At 69.1% G+C, this 14,473-nt stretch carries 17 protein-coding genes; 11 read left to right on the top strand and 6 right to left on the bottom strand.

Annotated features, from left to right (window positions below; genetic code table 11):
- The first annotated feature begins 26 nt into the window (after nt 1–26).
- The 7 genes from dnaJ to era all read left to right on the top strand — a co-directional run bounded on the left by dnaJ (nt 27) and on the right by era (nt 6,115).
- The gene (gene dnaJ / locus ACLQ2Q_RS04985) at nt 27–1,142 is read left to right on the top strand and encodes a molecular chaperone DnaJ (RefSeq protein ID WP_425818503.1); all 1,116 of its coding nucleotides are present in this window, start codon (nt 27–29) and stop codon (nt 1,140–1,142) included.
- A gap of 6 nt (nt 1,143–1,148) precedes the next feature.
- Nucleotides 1,149–1,880, top strand: coding sequence for a 16S rRNA (uracil(1498)-N(3))-methyltransferase (locus ACLQ2Q_RS04980; RefSeq protein ID WP_425818501.1), 732 nt, complete (start codon nt 1,149–1,151; stop codon nt 1,878–1,880).
- A 74-nt stretch (nt 1,881–1,954) separates the two neighbouring features.
- Entirely contained in the window at nt 1,955–2,302 is a 348-nt protein-coding gene (locus tag ACLQ2Q_RS04975; protein ID WP_425818499.1) for an HIT domain-containing protein, read from the top strand.
- A gap of 49 nt (nt 2,303–2,351) precedes the next feature.
- Nucleotides 2,352–3,374: a PhoH family protein gene (locus tag ACLQ2Q_RS04970; RefSeq protein ID WP_425818649.1), complete on the top strand. Its 1,023-nt coding sequence runs from the start codon at nt 2,352–2,354 to the stop codon at nt 3,372–3,374.
- Entirely contained in the window at nt 3,371–3,841 is a 471-nt protein-coding gene (ybeY, locus tag ACLQ2Q_RS04965) for an rRNA maturation RNase YbeY (protein ID WP_425818497.1), read from the top strand. Before ACLQ2Q_RS04970 ends, ybeY begins: the two co-directional genes overlap by 4 nt.
- Nucleotides 3,838–5,133, top strand: coding sequence for a hemolysin family protein (locus tag ACLQ2Q_RS04960; protein ID WP_425818495.1), 1,296 nt, complete (start codon nt 3,838–3,840; stop codon nt 5,131–5,133). The genes ybeY and ACLQ2Q_RS04960 overlap by 4 nt, the downstream gene beginning before the upstream one ends.
- Nucleotides 5,126–6,115, top strand: a complete 990-nt coding sequence (gene era / locus ACLQ2Q_RS04955; RefSeq protein WP_425818493.1) for a GTPase Era — start codon at nt 5,126–5,128, stop codon at nt 6,113–6,115. Before ACLQ2Q_RS04960 ends, era begins: the two co-directional genes overlap by 8 nt.
- Before the next feature lie 19 nt (nt 6,116–6,134).
- Here era and ACLQ2Q_RS04950 read toward each other — a convergent pair whose 3' ends face one another.
- Nucleotides 6,135–6,779 (bottom strand): hypothetical protein, encoded by a 645-nt coding sequence (locus ACLQ2Q_RS04950; RefSeq protein ID WP_425818491.1) that lies wholly within the window; start codon nt 6,777–6,779, stop codon nt 6,135–6,137.
- Between the two features lie 183 nt (nt 6,780–6,962).
- Between ACLQ2Q_RS04950 and leuA the strand changes: the two genes are divergently transcribed.
- A complete protein-coding gene (leuA, locus tag ACLQ2Q_RS04945; RefSeq protein WP_425818489.1) occupies nt 6,963–8,723 on the top strand; it encodes a 2-isopropylmalate synthase in 1,761 nt (586 codons plus the stop codon).
- A gap of 22 nt (nt 8,724–8,745) precedes the next feature.
- Here the strand turns inward: leuA and ACLQ2Q_RS04940 are convergent, their stop codons facing one another.
- From ACLQ2Q_RS04940 to ACLQ2Q_RS04925, 4 genes are read right to left on the bottom strand one after another with little or no spacing between them, the layout of a single operon-like run.
- The gene (locus tag ACLQ2Q_RS04940) at nt 8,746–9,414 is read right to left on the bottom strand and encodes a hypothetical protein (RefSeq protein WP_425818487.1); all 669 of its coding nucleotides are present in this window, start codon (nt 9,412–9,414) and stop codon (nt 8,746–8,748) included.
- Between the two features lie 25 nt (nt 9,415–9,439).
- A complete protein-coding gene (locus ACLQ2Q_RS04935; RefSeq protein WP_425818485.1) occupies nt 9,440–10,126 on the bottom strand; it encodes a trimeric intracellular cation channel family protein in 687 nt (228 codons plus the stop codon).
- A 20-nt stretch (nt 10,127–10,146) separates the two neighbouring features.
- Nucleotides 10,147–10,785 (bottom strand): hypothetical protein, encoded by a 639-nt coding sequence (locus ACLQ2Q_RS04930; RefSeq protein WP_425818483.1) that lies wholly within the window; start codon nt 10,783–10,785, stop codon nt 10,147–10,149.
- Nucleotides 10,782–11,252 carry a MarR family winged helix-turn-helix transcriptional regulator gene (locus tag ACLQ2Q_RS04925; protein ID WP_425818481.1) on the bottom strand — a complete coding sequence of 157 codons (471 nt, stop codon included), beginning with the start codon at nt 11,250–11,252 and terminating at the stop codon, nt 10,782–10,784. The genes ACLQ2Q_RS04930 and ACLQ2Q_RS04925 overlap by 4 nt, the downstream gene beginning before the upstream one ends.
- 296 nt (nt 11,253–11,548) lie before the next feature.
- On the opposite strand from ACLQ2Q_RS04925, the gene recO reads away from it, so the two are divergent.
- Both recO and ACLQ2Q_RS04915 read left to right on the top strand, forming a co-directional pair.
- A complete protein-coding gene (gene recO / locus ACLQ2Q_RS04920) occupies nt 11,549–12,277 on the top strand; it encodes a DNA repair protein RecO (RefSeq protein WP_425818479.1) in 729 nt (242 codons plus the stop codon).
- The gene (locus ACLQ2Q_RS04915; protein ID WP_425818477.1) at nt 12,274–13,095 is read left to right on the top strand and encodes an isoprenyl transferase; all 822 of its coding nucleotides are present in this window, start codon (nt 12,274–12,276) and stop codon (nt 13,093–13,095) included. Before recO ends, ACLQ2Q_RS04915 begins: the two co-directional genes overlap by 4 nt.
- Here ACLQ2Q_RS04915 and ACLQ2Q_RS04910 read toward each other — a convergent pair.
- Nucleotides 13,092–13,661 (bottom strand): AAA family ATPase, encoded by a 570-nt coding sequence (locus ACLQ2Q_RS04910; protein WP_425818475.1) that lies wholly within the window; start codon nt 13,659–13,661, stop codon nt 13,092–13,094. The two genes, ACLQ2Q_RS04915 and ACLQ2Q_RS04910, sit on opposite strands and share 4 nt — an antisense overlap.
- Before the next feature lie 52 nt (nt 13,662–13,713).
- Between ACLQ2Q_RS04910 and ACLQ2Q_RS04905 the strand changes: the two genes are divergently transcribed.
- The gene (locus ACLQ2Q_RS04905; RefSeq protein WP_425818647.1) at nt 13,714–14,403 is read left to right on the top strand and encodes a DsbA family oxidoreductase; all 690 of its coding nucleotides are present in this window, start codon (nt 13,714–13,716) and stop codon (nt 14,401–14,403) included.
- The last annotated feature ends 70 nt before the right edge of the window (nt 14,404–14,473 follow it).

The following is a 14,473-nucleotide window of genomic DNA, read 5'->3' as shown; positions in this document are numbered from 1 at the left end:
GGAAGCGCGCCCACAGGAAGGCGAATGTGGCTGACCACTACGAAGTGCTGGGCGTCGCTCGAGACGCCAGCAGCGACGACATCAAGAAGGCGTACCGGCGCCTCGCGCGGGAGCTGCATCCCGACGTCAACCCCGGCGCGGACGCATCCGAGCGGTTCAAGCTGGTGACCCACGCCTACGACGTGCTGAGCAACCCGGACGAGCGCCGTCGCTACGACATGGGCGGCGGGGAGTCGCCGTTCGGCGGTGCCGGCGCGGGCAACTTCGGCGGATTCGGCGACATCTTCGAGACGTTCTTCGGCGCGGCCGGTGGATCGCGGGGCGTTCGGCCGAGGTCGCGCCGGGAACGCGGCCAGGACGCGCTGGTGCGGGTCACGCTGCAGCTCGGCGACGTCGTCTTCGGCGCGCACCGCGACCTGGAGGTCGACACGGCGGTGCTCTGCGATACGTGCAAGGGCTCCTGCTGCCAGGCCGGAACGCAGCCGGTGACGTGCGACATCTGTCACGGAACCGGCCACGTCCAGCGCCAGATGCGCAGCCTGCTCGGCAACGTGGTCACCAACCAGCCCTGCGGCTCCTGCCAGGGCTACGGCACGACCATCCCGTACCCGTGCCCCACCTGCCAGGGTCAGGGCCGCGTCCGCTCCCGCCGCACGGTGTCGATCGACATCCCGGCCGGCGTCGAGACCGGCCTCCGCCTGCAGCTGCCCGGTTCGGGCGAGGTCGGCCCCGCCGGCGGTCCCAACGGGGACCTGTACATCGAGGTGACCGTGGCCCCGCACGATGTCTTCAGCCGCGACGGCGATGACCTTCTGGCGACGCTGGACGTCTCGATGCCGGACGCGATCCTCGGCACCACCACGAGGATCGACGGGCTCGACGGGCCGGTCGAGCTCGAGATCCGCCCCGGTGTGCAGGGCGGCGACGTCCTCACCATCAAGGGACGGGGAATCACCCCGCTGCGGGGAACCACGCGTGGCGACCTGCGGGTGGGGGTGCACGTCGTGACCCCGACGCGGCTCGACGCGAAGGAGCGCGCGCTGATCGAGGAGTTCGCCAAGAGGACCAAGGCGCCGGCACCGCACCTGGCGGAGTTCCAGCAGGGGCTGTTCGCCAAGCTGCGCGATCGCTTCCGCGGCTGATCGCCGGTGGTCCTCCACTTCCTGCTCGAGACGGCGTCGGGCGCCCGCGCCGGTGACGCTGTGACCCTGACCGGAGCGGAGGCCCATCACGCCGCCGCCGTCCGCCGGGTGCGCGTGGGCGAGGAGGTCACGGTCGGCGACGGGGCGGGCGCGTGGCTCACGGGGCTCTGCGAGTCGGTGGCCCCCCGCGAGGTCGTGGTGCGGATCACCGCCCGCACGGATGTCCCGGCCGCAGCTCCTCGTCTGGTGCTGGTGCAGGCACTTGCCAAGGGCGACCGCGACGAGCTCGCCGTGCAGGCCGCAGCGGAGCTGGGAGTGGATGAGATCGTGCCGTGGCAGGCCTCGCGCAGCGTCTCCAGATGGGATGCGGCGAAGGCCGAGAAGGGGCGCGCCCGTTGGGCCGGCATTGTGCGCGAGGCGGCCAAACAGGCGCACCGGGCGTGGGTTCCGGATGTCGCGCCGGTGGCGACGACGACGTTGCTGGCCGAGCGCGCCGGGTCTGCGGACGTCCTGGTGCTGGAGCCCACGGCGGACGAGCGGCTCTCGATCGTCCCGCTTCCCGCCGACCGTGACATCGTGCTCATCGTCGGCCCGGAGGGAGGGATCGCCCCCGCCGAGCTCGACCTGCTCCGCTCCGCGGGCGCGCGGCTCGTGCGCCTCGGCGACACCGTCCTGCGCACCTCGACGGCGGGACCCGCCGCCCTGGCCGTGGCCGCGACCCGGCTGGGCCGTTGGTGATGCCGAGTCGTTGATGACGCTGAGTCGTTGGTGATGCCGGGTCGTTGTCGACGGGCGGTCGATAGACTGGACGCATGAGCGACCCATCGATCTTCACGCGCATCCTGAACGGCGAGATACCCGCCGAGATCATCGCGGAGACCGAGAATGCGTTCGCCATCCGGGATATCGCGCCGAAGGCGCCCGTGCACCTTCTCGTGATCCCCAAGAGCGAGGAGTACCGCAACGTCGTGGAACTCGCCGCCGGCGACCCGGACCTTCTCGCCGAGCTCGTCGGGCTCGCGAACACGGTCGCCGCGCAGCACGGTGACGGCGACTTCCGGCTCGTGTTCAACACGGGGGAGTCGGCGGGCCAGACGGTCTTCCATGTCCATGCCCATGTCCTTGCGGGCGCCCTCGACGAATCGAGCCTTGGTGGCTGACGCATCGGGCGCAGAGGCCGTAGAGAGGATCTACGCCGACGGCGTGGCGATGGTCCAGCTGCTCGGACCTCAGGATCGGCTGCTGCGGGTCGTGGAGCGCGAACACCCGGGCGTCGACGTGCACGTGCGGGGCAACGAGATCACCCTCTCCGGCACCGCATCAGCCGTCGCTGCCGCGCGCTCGCTGGTGGACGAACTGCTCGCCATGACCAAGGCCGGCCACGACATCGGTCCCGCCGATGTGTCCTCGTCCGCCCGCATCCTGCAGACGGAAGGCGGCCCCCGTCCGTCGGAGGTACTGGGCGAGGCCATCCTCTCGTCGCGCGGCAAGATCATCCGGCCGAAGACCCTCGGCCAGAAGGCCTACGTCGACGCGATCGAAGAGAACACCATCGTCTTCGGCATCGGCCCTGCCGGTACCGGCAAGACCTACCTCGCCATGGCCAAGGCCGTGCAGGCGCTGCAGCGCAAGGACGTCAGCCGCATCATCCTGACCCGGCCGGCGGTCGAGGCGGGGGAGCGGCTCGGCTTCCTCCCCGGCACCCTCAACGACAAGATCGACCCGTACCTTCGTCCGCTCTACGACGCCTTGAACGAGATGATGGACCCGGAGATCGTGCCGAAGCTCATGGCAACGGGGACCATCGAGGTGGCGCCGCTCGCCTACATGCGCGGCCGAACCCTCAATGACTCTTTCGTCGTGCTCGACGAGGCGCAGAACACCACGCCCGAGCAGATGAAGATGTTCCTCACGCGACTGGGCTTCGGAACGCGGATGGTCGTCACCGGCGACATCACGCAGGTCGACCTCCCGCAGGGGTCCTCCGGCCTCCGGCTCGTCACACGCGTGCTGAAGGACATCGACGACATCCACTTCGCCCGCCTCACGAGCGACGACGTGGTTCGGCACAGCCTCGTCGGCCGCATCGTGGATGCCTACACGGAGTACGACGAGCAGCGAACGGCCGCTCGCCATGAGCGCGACGAGGCGCACGAATTCGCCAACCGCGCCGAACGACGTTCGCATCTGCCCGGACCGCGCGACAGGCAGCCGAAGCGGGGACGCTCATGACGATCGACATCAACAACGAGTCCGGCGTGGCCATCGACGAGACCGTCCTCCTCCGGCTGATGGAGTACAACCTGGCCGAACTGCACGTCAGTCCGGACGCCGATGTCGCCATCGTGCTGGTCGATGAAGGAGCGATGGAGGCGCTGCACGTGCAGTGGATGGACGAACCGGGTCCCACCGATGTGCTGAGCTTCCCGATGGACGAACTGCGCCCAGGCACCGAGGACCAGCCGACCCCCGCGGGGCTGCTCGGCGACATCGTGCTCTGCCCGCAGGTCGCCGAGACGCAGGCGAAGGAAGCCGGCCACTCGACGGTCGACGAGCTCGTGATGCTCACCACGCACGGGCTGCTTCACCTGCTCGGCTTCGACCACGCAGAACCCGATGACGAACGCGAGATGTTCGGTCTGCAGCGCGAGCTGATCATCGGCTTCTCGGTCGCCGAGCGGCGACGACCGCGCACATGACCGAACTCCTGCTGCTGGTCGCGGCCGTCCTGCTCGTGGCCTTCGGCGGGCTCATGGCGGCGATCGACGCTGCGCTCGGCGTGACATCGCGAGCGGACCTCGCCGAGTGGTCGCTTTCGGGACGCAACGCCGGGGCGCTGCGTCGGATCGCCGCGGACACCGATGCGCACGCCAACGCGGTCGTGTTCATCCGCATCCTCGCCGAGACGACGGCAGCAGTGCTCGTCACGGTCGCGTTCACCCTGCTGTTCGCGAACCTCCTGTGGGCCACGCTCGCCGCCGCGGTGCTGATGACCGGGATCTCGTTCGTCGTCGTCGGGGCGAGCCCCCGCAACATCGGCCGCACCCACGCCACCGGCCTGCTCCGCGGTGCGGCCCCCGTCATCCGAGGTGTCCGCATCTTCCTGGGTCCGCTCGCGCACGGGCTCGTGGTCCTGGGCAATCGCGTCACCCCGGGCGGGACGCGGGGATCGTTCGCCTCGGAGGAGCAGCTGCTCAGCATGGTCGACGAGGCGGCGTCGAACGATCTCATCGAGGAGGATGACCGCGAGCTGATTCACTCCGTCTTCGACTTCACCGACACGTTCGTCCGCGCCGTCATGGTGCCTCGTACCGACATGGTGACGCTCGACTCCTCTGCATCGACGCGCGAGGCGATGAATCTCTTCCTCGAGAAGGGCGTCTCGCGGATGCCAGTGGTCAACGGTGAGGTGGATGACGTGGAGGGCGTGCTGTACCTCAAGGATTTGGTTCGCTTCGGCTTCCGCAACGAAACGGGGTGGCGGGATGCCCCGGTGCGCGCGATCACGCGCCCGGCGATCTTCGTGCCGGAGTCGATGAAGGCGGAGACCCTGCTGCAGCAGATGAAGCGCGAGGCGGTGCACGTGTGCCTTGTCGTGGACGAGTACGGCGGGGTCGCCGGCCTCGTGACGCTCGAGGACCTCATCGAAGAGCTCGTCGGCGAGATCGCGGACGAGTACGACCCGCGCTCCGAAGAGGTCGTCGAGGTCGCACCCGGTCGCTACCGTGTCAGCGCACGGCTGTCGCTCGACGAGGTCGGCGACCTGTTCGGCATCGAACTCGAAGACGAGGACGTCGACTCCGTCGGCGGCCTGCTGGGAAAGATCCTGGGCCAGGTGCCGCAGCCAGGCGCGACGGCGGAGGTCGAGGGACTGGTGCTGACCGGCGGTGCCTCGCGGGGGCGCGGCCGTGGCCTCGCCACCGTGTTCGTGGAACGCGGTGAGGGTCTCCTCGCCGCGGAAGAGGCATTCAAGGGAGAGACTCGTGACTGACGACGCTTCGACAGGCTCAGCGACCGAGGGGGGCGGCTCAGCGACCGAGGGGGGCGGCTCAGCGACCGAGGGGGGCGGCTCAGCGACCGGGGCGGAGACGCGGTGCGGGTTCGCGACCTTCGTCGGACGCCCGAACGTCGGCAAGTCCACGCTCACGAATGCGCTCGTAGGTGAGAAGGTCGCCATCACCAGCGACAAGCCTCAGACCACGCGGCGGGCCATCCGCGGCATCCTGAACCGCCCCGTGGGGCAGCTGATCATCGTCGACACTCCCGGCATCCACAAGCCCCGCACCTTGCTCGGAGAACGCCTGAACAGCCTCGTCGAGCAGGTGCTGGGCGACGTCGACGTCATCGGCTTCTGCGTCCCCGGGAACGAGAAGGTCGGCCCCGGCGACCGCCGGATCGCGGAGTCACTCGACGGCTATCCCCGCGCGAAGAAGGTGGCGATCGTCACGAAGACGGATGCCGCGTCGCGGGAAGAGGTCACGGCTCGTCTTCTCGAGGTCGACGCCTTGAGGGAGGACTGGGATGCCGTCATCCCGCTGTCGGCGCTGACGCGAATGCAGCTCGACGTACTCACCGACGAGCTGCTCTCCCTCATGCCGCTGAGCCCGCCGCTCTATCCCGACGACGTGTTCACCGACGAGTCGATCGAGGACCGCATCGCCGAGATCATCCGTGAGGGCGCGCTCGAGGGCGTGCGCGACGAGCTGCCGCACTCCATCGCCGTGACGATCGAGGACATCTCGGCGCGGGACACCGGGTCGATGACCGACGTCTTCGCCAACATCATCGTCGAGCGCGACAGCCAGAAGGCGATCATCATCGGGCACAAGGGCACGCGCCTGCGGGATGTCGGCGCCCGCGCACGCGCGCAGATCGAGCCCCTGCTCGGCACGAAGGTGTTCCTGTCACTGCGGGTGCGTGTCGCGAAGGAATGGCAGCGCGACCCGAAGCAGCTCGGCCGGCTGGGGTTCTGACCCGCCGCTTCCCCCGCGACTATCCGAGGGGACGCAGCGCGCTCCGGATGACCACCGTGTTCTCGCCGTAGTCGGCGTCCGCCGCATCCTGCAGCGTGCCGTCATCCCACACGGCGTCCACCCACACGTACCCGTTCTCCGGATAGGACGACAGGTAGTCGGCGCCGAGCAGGTCGGGCAGCTCCTCCTGGATGGCGGCCGCCGTTGCTTCGTCCCCCTCGCCGGCCTTCCCGCCGGTCGGGTCGGGGAACGGCATGGGGTCGAAAAGTGCCAGCATCACGGGCGGCTGGGTGACCGAGATGGTCTCCCCGTCGTAGGTGCCCTGCACCGCGTACGCGCCCCAGGTGACGTCGCCGGAGGTCTCGCTGCCCTCGATGTTGTCCCAGCTCCAGAGATCCATCGGGATGCCGCTGCACTGCGGGGGATAGGACTCCGCGATCGGACCGAGGCACAGTTCGACCCGGCCCCCGACATCCATCACGGTTCCCTGGGCGGCGACCTCGCCTTCCGGCGGAGCCGGATGGACGCTGCCGAGCGTGCGCGGTGCGGGAGTTCCGGAGCCGGCGGGCGGAGTCGCGCACGCGGCGAGGGCGAGAGCGGATGCCGCGGCCAGAGCCGCCGCGGCACGGACGCGGGCAGGGGGGATGCGGTCAGAGCGCTTCATACTTCAGAAGTGTCGCACCGCGGACGTTCGTCTCATGACGCCTCGCGGCATCCCTGCTACCATCGGTGCATGCGCTTCGGCCGACTCCTTCTTAGTCGCCGCGACGAGTCCTCGTTCTAGGGCCTTCCTCGTCGCGGAGCTCGGTGTCGGCCCGCCTCATCTGACGAGAGAACAAGCGAACCCATGGACAACACACAGAAGACCTCCGGCATGCCGATCCACAAGTATCGGCCCTACCAGGAGCAGTTCCGCGTAGACCTGCCCGACCGCACCTGGCCGGACAAGCGCATCACCACCGCCCCCCGTTGGTGCGCGGTCGATCTTCGCGACGGCAACCAGGCCCTCATCGATCCGATGAGTCCCGAGCGCAAGCGCATCATGTTCGACCTGCTGGTCGGCATGGGCTACAAGGAGATCGAGGTCGGATTCCCCTCGGCAAGCCAGACGGACTTCGACTTCGTGCGCCACCTGATCGAAGAGAACGTCATCCCGGACGATGTCACGATCCAGGTGCTCACCCAGGCCCGCGAACACCTCATCGCGCGCACCTACGAGTCGATCGCCGGCGCCAAGCGCGCGATCGTGCACCTCTACAACTCGACCAGCGTGCTGCAGCGCGACGTGGTCTTCCGCACCGACAAGCAGGGCATCATCGACATCGCCCTCAACGGCGCGCGCCTCTGCCGCGAGTTCGAGAAGCGCATCCCCGAGACCCAGGTCTTCTACGAGTACTCCCCGGAGAGCTACACGGGCACCGAGCTCGAGTTCGCCGTCGACATCTGCAATCAGGTGATCGAGATCTTCGAGCCCACGCCCGAGCGCAAGGTCATCATCAACCTGCCGGCGACGGTCGAGATGGCGACGTCGAACGTGTACGCCGACTCCATCGAATGGATGTCGCGGCGCCTGGCCCACCGCGAGAACGTCCTGCTCTCGCTGCACCCCCACAACGACCGCGGAACCGCGATCGCGGCCGCGGAGCTCGGCTACATGGCCGGCGCCGACCGCATCGAGGGCTGCCTGTTCGGCAATGGCGAGCGCACCGGCAACGTCGACCTCGTCGCGCTGGGCATCAACCTGCTGACGCAGGGGATCGACCCGCAGATCGACTTCAGCGACGTCGACCAGGTCAAGCGCACCGCCGAGTACTGCAACCAGCTGCCGGTGCACGAGCGCAGCCCCTGGGCCGGCGACCTCGTTTTCACCGCCTTCAGCGGATCGCACCAGGACGCCATCAAGAAGGGCTTCGAGGCGATGGCCACGCGAGCCGAAGCCGAGGGCGTGTCGGTGGACGAGCTGGAGTGGGCCGTGCCCTACCTGCCGATCGACCCCAAGGATCTCGGGCGCTCGTACGAAGCCGTCATCCGCGTCAATTCGCAGTCGGGCAAGGGCGGCGTCGCCTACCTGCTGAAGTCCGACCACGCGCTGGATCTGCCCCGCAGGCTGCAGATCGAGTTCTCCGGCGTCGTGCAGGCGAAGACCGACGCGGAGGGCGGCGAGGTCACGAGCGAGCAGATCTGGTCGATCTTCACCGACGAGTATCTGCCGTCCTCGATCGACGAGCACCGCTGGGGCCGTTTCGAGCTGCTGAGCACGCGCACGCAGAGCGACCTGTCGGGTGACGTCGAACTCACCATCACGCTGCGCGACGGCGATGAGCGTGCCGAGGCATCCGGTCACGGCAACGGGCCCATCGCGGCGTTCCTCGAGATCATCCGCGAGCGGGGCTTCGGCGTGTCGCTCTACGACTACGTCGAGCACACGCTGAGCGCCGGCGGCGATGCGCAGGCGGCCGCCTATGTGGAGCTGCAGGTCGAGGGCGAGCGCCTGTGGGGCGTGGGCATCGACGGCGACATCTCGACCGCATCGCTCAAGGCGATCGTCTCGTGCGTGAACCGTGCGATCCGCACCCGGGAGGCGACGGCCGCACTCGCGGCCGTCTAGGGCGCTCCGCTCGCCCTGGCGTCTAACTCGCGCCGCTCGCCGTTGGTGCCGCGGCCGGCGTTCCGTCCACGTGGATGGAGCGCCGGCTCAGCAGCGCCGCGGTGAGGAAGCAGAGCGCGCCGAGGAACGTGCCGAGGTTCGCCCAGAACAGGCTGACCAGGTCGCCGGAGTCGGGGATCACGTAGGCGCCGACGGCGGAGATGCCGAAGAACACAGAGCCGATCATGTTGAGCCACGTGCCGTGCCAGGTGCGTGCGTGCCTGTCCCACAGCGTGTGCCGGTCCTTCGTCGCGACGATCGCGAGCGCGCTGGCGACGAGAAAGGCGATGGATCCCAGCGCGTCCGGCCGCCAGCCGTCGCCGACACGGGCATCGGTGTTGACCACCGTGATGAGGGCGTTGATCGTACTGACGTTGAAGAGCAGCGTGCCGAGCAACTGCACGGCCGCCGCATACCAGTCCGCCCGGTCGGCGGGATTCGTGCCCCGACGAGGCGGACGGCGCCCGCTCAACGCGAGCTGGATGAAGGCGGCGAGGGTGAAGAACACGGCGCCGACGGCGAAGGTGGCGTTCGTCCAGACCGGCCCGACGGCTTCCGCATAGAACGGCACTGCGCCGACCGCGAAGAAGATCGAGCCGACAGCGAAGCCCCACGCCTCCCGGCGCAGGCGGATGATGCGATCCGGCGTCACGATTCGAGGGTATCGGGCGGCCCGGCTACGGCTGGACGGTCGGGATCGCGGCGGTCTCCGCGGCGACCCTTCGCCGGTAGATCATGCGCTGCTCGGGAAGGGAGAGGTCGAACACCACCGCGAGCACCCGGATCACCGCCGTCACGATCATGCACGCGATCGCGGCGGGAACGATCGACGCCCCCAGCGCCTGCGCCGACGCCAGCACGAGGCATCCGACGCCCGCCGCGACGGCGTAGAGCGAGCCCACGTGCATGACGGAGACGGGCAGTCCCATGATGACGTCGCGCAGCATCGACCCGCCGACCGCGGAGCAGACACCGACGAAGACGGCCGGCACGAGCGGCATCCCGACCGCGATCGCCTTGCTCGTGCCGAACGCGCCGAACATCCCGATGACCACCGCGTCGAGCACGACGATCACGGCGTTGAGCCGTCGCAGGACGCCGGCCAGCAGCATCCCGACCAGTGCGGCCCCCGTCGCCGTCAGAAGGTACCAATTGCTCTGCAACGTGGCCGGCGGGGCGTCGACGAGGATGTCGCGGATGAGACCGCCGCCCATACCCACGAGGATGCCGATGATGGCCACCCCGAGCAGATCAAGGCGGCGCTGCCCCTGGAAGCCCGACGCGAAGAGCGCGCCCTGGAGGCCGCCGAGGCCGACGGCGATGAGGTCCGCCCAGAGCGGGATGGTGAAGAGCGGTTCGTTCACGCTCTCATTCTGCCGCCGGCTCAGGGGATGTGCGTGCGCACGGTGGACATGAAGCCGTCGGGGTCATCCACCCAGAGTCTGACCGCGTCCACGCTCTCGGGCCCCTGGGGAAGGCGGGCGATCACCGGGTGCTCGAGCACGATGAGCACGTTGGTCTCGTCCTGCATGCGCAGGGCCAGCGTCCGTCCATGCTCGCCGTCCGCCACCTTGGGCGCCTTCTCGGCGACATCCTTCGAGCGGACGACACGGTCGACCACCGACCAAGGCAGGTCGATGTCGATCTCGGCGCCCTGACGCACGCGGATGCCCTCCGGTCCGACCGCGTGCGGGCGGGTGAGAAAGCCGAGCAGCAGCCCGAGCATCCAGGTGACGCCCCAGATGCCGGCGATGAGCAGCGGGACGCGCAGCCACGGCCACGGGTGCACGATCAGGTCGACGATGGGAATCTCGATCGCGGAGAGCACGATGAAGACGACCAGCACGGTCAGGATCGGTGAGTGGTAGCCGAAGCCGGTGGCTCCGGCGGGCACCCGAGGGCGCCGGAACACGAAGCGGTAGAGGCCCACCCACACGCCGAGCTCGATCTGCCAGGCGCGGCGGGCGAGGTACCGGACACGCGACCAGAGGCTCGTGCGGGCGGTGAATCTGGTCTCGGTCATGCGGACTCCTCCGGCAGCTCTCCATGGGCGCGCGCGTGCTCTTCGAGAAGCGCGGTGAGGCGTGCCGTGACGTGGTCGAGGCCGCGGGTCATCGCCTCGGCGGTCTCGCGGTCGAGTCTTTGCAGCAGGGCGGCATCCAGCTCGCCGTGCTCGCGGACCATCGTCTCCATGACGGCCAGGCCCCGCTCGGTGAGGGTGACGAGTACCGCGCGGCGATCGTCGGGTTTCGGCATCCGCCTCACGAACCCGGTGGCGGCGAGCGCGTCGACCAGCCCCGTCATGTTGCGTGGCGTCACCTCGAGGGCGTCGGCGAGGTGGATCTGCGTCGACGGCCCGTCATGGTGGAGCACCCACAGCACGTGCGTGCGCGCGGAGGTGAGCCCGATCCGGCCGAGTTCCCGGTCCTGGTCGGCCTGGAGGAGGGCGGTGACTGCGAGCAGTCGGTCGAGGATGTGTATGCTCGACATAGTGAACATAATACATTATTTAGATCCGGGCGGCGGCTTCCGTGGGCGGGCCGGCGTCTCAGACGCACAACTGCGGGGATCGCGGGCGACACGCCGAGGGATGGGCTTGATACGCGGCGTGTCGTCGAAGATCCCCGCAGTTGTGCTCCGCGCACTCTCAAAGGCGGACGGCCGCCAGGCATCCACGAGGAACCGCCCGGGACACCCGGTCCGCTGGCCACCGCCACCGGCCCACCGCCGTCCGGGTCCCCGGCCCGCCACCGACCGCTCGACACACCCGGCATCCATAATGGAACGTGCCCACTTATCGAGACGAAGCCGTCGTGCTGCGCACCCACAAGCTGGGTGAAGCCGACCGCATCGTCACGATGCTGAGCAAGAAGCACGGAAAGGTCCGGGCGGTCGCGAAGGGAGTGCGGCGCACGTCGTCCCGATTCGGCGCGCGCCTCGAGCCGTTCATGGTCGCCGATGTGCAGCTCTACATCGGGCGCTCCCTCGACATCGTGCAGCAGGCCGAGTCGCTCGGATCCTACGGAGCCGACATCGCCGCCCACTATGACCGGTACACGTCCGCGAGCGCGATGGTCGAGACCGCCGACCGCCTGAACGAGGCCGAGGCGACCCCGCAGCAGTACCTGCTCCTCGTCGGTGGCCTGCGCGCCCTCGCGCGCGGCGAGCACGCCTCGCGCAGCATCCTCGATTCCTACATGCTCCGCGCGATGGCCCTGTCCGGCTGGGCGCCCGGGCTCACGGAATGCGCCCGCTGCGGGGCACGCGGTCCTCATCAGAGCTTCGTCGCACAACTCGGCGGCCTCGTCTGCGACGACTGCGCACCGGCCGGCAGCCCCCGGGTCAGCGCCGACACGGTGCGGCTGCTCGCGTCGCTGATGGAGGGCGATTGGACGAGCGTGGATGCCGCGAGCCCGCGTGACGCCGCAGGCGCCTCTGGTCTCGTCGCCGCCTACGCACAGTGGCACCTCGAGCGCGGCATCCGCTCGCTCTCGCACGTCGAGGGAACCCGGTGAGCCCCAAGCCGTACACCCACCGCGATGCGGTGCCGTACCGTCCCCTCGACTGGACGGGCATCTATCCTCCCGACCTCCCGAAGGGCTCCGTTCCCGAACACGTCGCGATCGTCATGGACGGGAACGGTCGGTGGGCCAATCGCCGGGGGCTCCCGCGGGTCGAAGGCCACAAAGCGGGCGAGGCCGCGCTGCTGGATGTCGTGGCCGGTGCCATCCAGGTCGGCGTCAGGCACATCTCGGTGTACGCGTTCTCGACCGAGAACTGGTCGCGCTCGCCCGACGAGGTGCGGTTCCTGATGGGCTTCAACCGGGACGTGCTGCACCGGCGACGCGACCAGCTGAACGAGTGGGGCGTGCGGATCCGATGGGCCGGGCGAAAGCCCCGGCTCTGGGGCTCGGTGATCAAGGAGCTGCAGTACGCCGAGGAGCTGACCCGCGGCAACGACGTGCTGACCCTCACGATGTGCGTGAACTACGGGGGTCGCGTCGAGCTGGTTGACGCCATGAGGCAGATCGCCGAGGACGTGGCAGCGAAGCGAGTGAAGCCCTCGGCGATCACGGAGAAGCTGATCCGCCGGCACCTCTATGTTCCGGACATGCCGGACGTCGACCTCTTCGTCCGCTCCAGCGGCGAACAGCGCACGTCGAACTTCCTGCTCTGGGAGTCGGCGTACGCGGAGATGGTCTTCCTCGACACGCTGTGGCCGGATTTCTCACGCACCGATCTGTGGCGCGCGATCGAGCTCTACCTCAACCGCGACCGCCGCTTCGGCGGAGCGGTCGACACGCCGGACACGGCGGACACGCCCGGCGCCTAGGCCACCGCGGCCGCGGGGCCGTTCAGCCACGCACGCACCTCGCGCGGGCGGCCGAGGCGCACGACGCAGAGGTGCGGATACACCTGCTCGACATCGGCCATGCGGATGCGCCAGGAGTCGTGCGTCTTCATCTCCCAGCGGATGATGCTGTCCTCCGGCGCGGTGAAGAACGTCCGCAGCGGCGGCTCGACGTTGCCGTTCCACAGCTCCTCGCGCCGGATGCTGCGACGGACGGTGCGGCGGATCAGCCGCGACAGCGCGATGTGTCGAGGCAGGTCGAGCCACACCAGCAGCTGGGCACGCTCGCCCATAACCGGGCCCATCCCTTTGTTCCAGTAGCCCCACTCCGTGACCCACCGGTCCCCGGCGGCCAGGGCGCGCGCGTCCGTCTCGAAGGTGGGGCGCTCGGTCCAGCCGGTGCCGTGAAAGAGCCCGTCGAAATCGGTGTAGGGGAGATCCCACAGCGTGCCGAGCCGGGCGGCGAGCGTCGATTTGCCGGCACCGGTCACGCCGCACACCAGCACCCGCTCCGGCGCGGACGGAAGCGGATCCCGGGCGGACAGCATCCGTCGATGCTATCCGCGGAATATGCCGGCGACACCCGCCGTTGGCCTCGATGTGAGTGAAGCCATCAAGATCGACGTCTGGTCGGACATCGCCTGCCCCTGGTGCTACATCGGCAAGCGCAACCTCGAGAAGGGCCTGGCCGAGACATCCGGCGATGACGACGCCCCCATCGTGGAGGTGACCTTCCATTCCTTCGAGCTCTCGCCCGACACTCCCGTGGAGTTCGAGGGCGACGAGCTCGACTTCCTCGCCGGTCACAAAGGCATCCCGCGCGAGCAGGTGCGCCAGATGCTCGACAACGTCACCTCGATCGCCAAGGCCGCCGGTCTGGAGTACCGGTTCGACCTGCTGCACCACACCAACACCGTGAAGGCGCATGAGCTGCTGCACTTCGCCAAGGCCCACGGGCTGCAGTACGAGCTCGAGGAGCGCCTGATGTCGGCCTACTTCACCGAGGGGCGCCACCTCGGCCGCATCGAAGAGCTCGTCGCCCTGGCGAGCGATGTCGGCCTGAACCCGGATGCCGCGCGGCAGGCGCTCGAGAGCTCGGAGTACGTCGAAGCCGTGCGCGCCGATCAGGCCCAGGCCGCGGCATACGGGATCAACGGCGTGCCGTTCTTCGTGATCGACGGCAAGTACGGCGTGAGCGGCGCTCAGCCGCCCGAAGCCTTCGCGCAGGTGGCCCGGCAGGTCTGGGCGGAGCGCCGCGAGGCGCTGGCAACCCAGTCGACCGGCGCCTGACCGGCCGACGCCCGACCGGCCAAGGCCCGACCGACCAACGCCTGACCCGCTAACGCCCGACCGACCGCCA

The organism is Microbacterium sp. DT81.1, assembly GCF_049844955.1.
In the GTDB taxonomy this organism is placed as follows: domain Bacteria; phylum Actinomycetota; class Actinomycetes; order Actinomycetales; family Microbacteriaceae; genus Microbacterium.
The sequence above is the reverse complement of the archived record's forward strand: the minus strand, read 5'-3'. Positions and strand labels throughout refer to the sequence as shown.

Excerpts from the sequence above, each read along its gene's own strand:
- ACLQ2Q_RS04950 (WP_425818491.1), bottom strand. The coding sequence starts at position 6,779 with ATGAAGCGCTCTGACCGCATCCCCCCTGCCCGCGTCCGTGCCGCGGCG.
- leuA (WP_425818489.1), top strand. The coding sequence starts at position 6,963 with ATGGACAACACACAGAAGACCTCCGGCATGCCGATCCACAAGTATCGG.
- ACLQ2Q_RS04910 (WP_425818475.1), bottom strand. The coding sequence starts at position 13,661 with ATGCTGTCCGCCCGGGATCCGCTTCCGTCCGCGCCGGAGCGGGTGCTG.
- ACLQ2Q_RS04925 (WP_425818481.1), bottom strand. The coding sequence starts at position 11,252 with ATGTCGAGCATACACATCCTCGACCGACTGCTCGCAGTCACCGCCCTC.
- ACLQ2Q_RS04930 (WP_425818483.1), bottom strand. The coding sequence starts at position 10,785 with ATGACCGAGACCAGATTCACCGCCCGCACGAGCCTCTGGTCGCGTGTC.
- ACLQ2Q_RS04960 (WP_425818495.1), top strand. The coding sequence starts at position 3,838 with ATGACCGAACTCCTGCTGCTGGTCGCGGCCGTCCTGCTCGTGGCCTTC.
- ACLQ2Q_RS04975 (WP_425818499.1), top strand. The coding sequence starts at position 1,955 with ATGAGCGACCCATCGATCTTCACGCGCATCCTGAACGGCGAGATACCC.
- ACLQ2Q_RS04970 (WP_425818649.1), top strand. The coding sequence starts at position 2,352 with ATGGTCCAGCTGCTCGGACCTCAGGATCGGCTGCTGCGGGTCGTGGAG.
- ybeY (WP_425818497.1), top strand. The coding sequence starts at position 3,371 with ATGACGATCGACATCAACAACGAGTCCGGCGTGGCCATCGACGAGACC.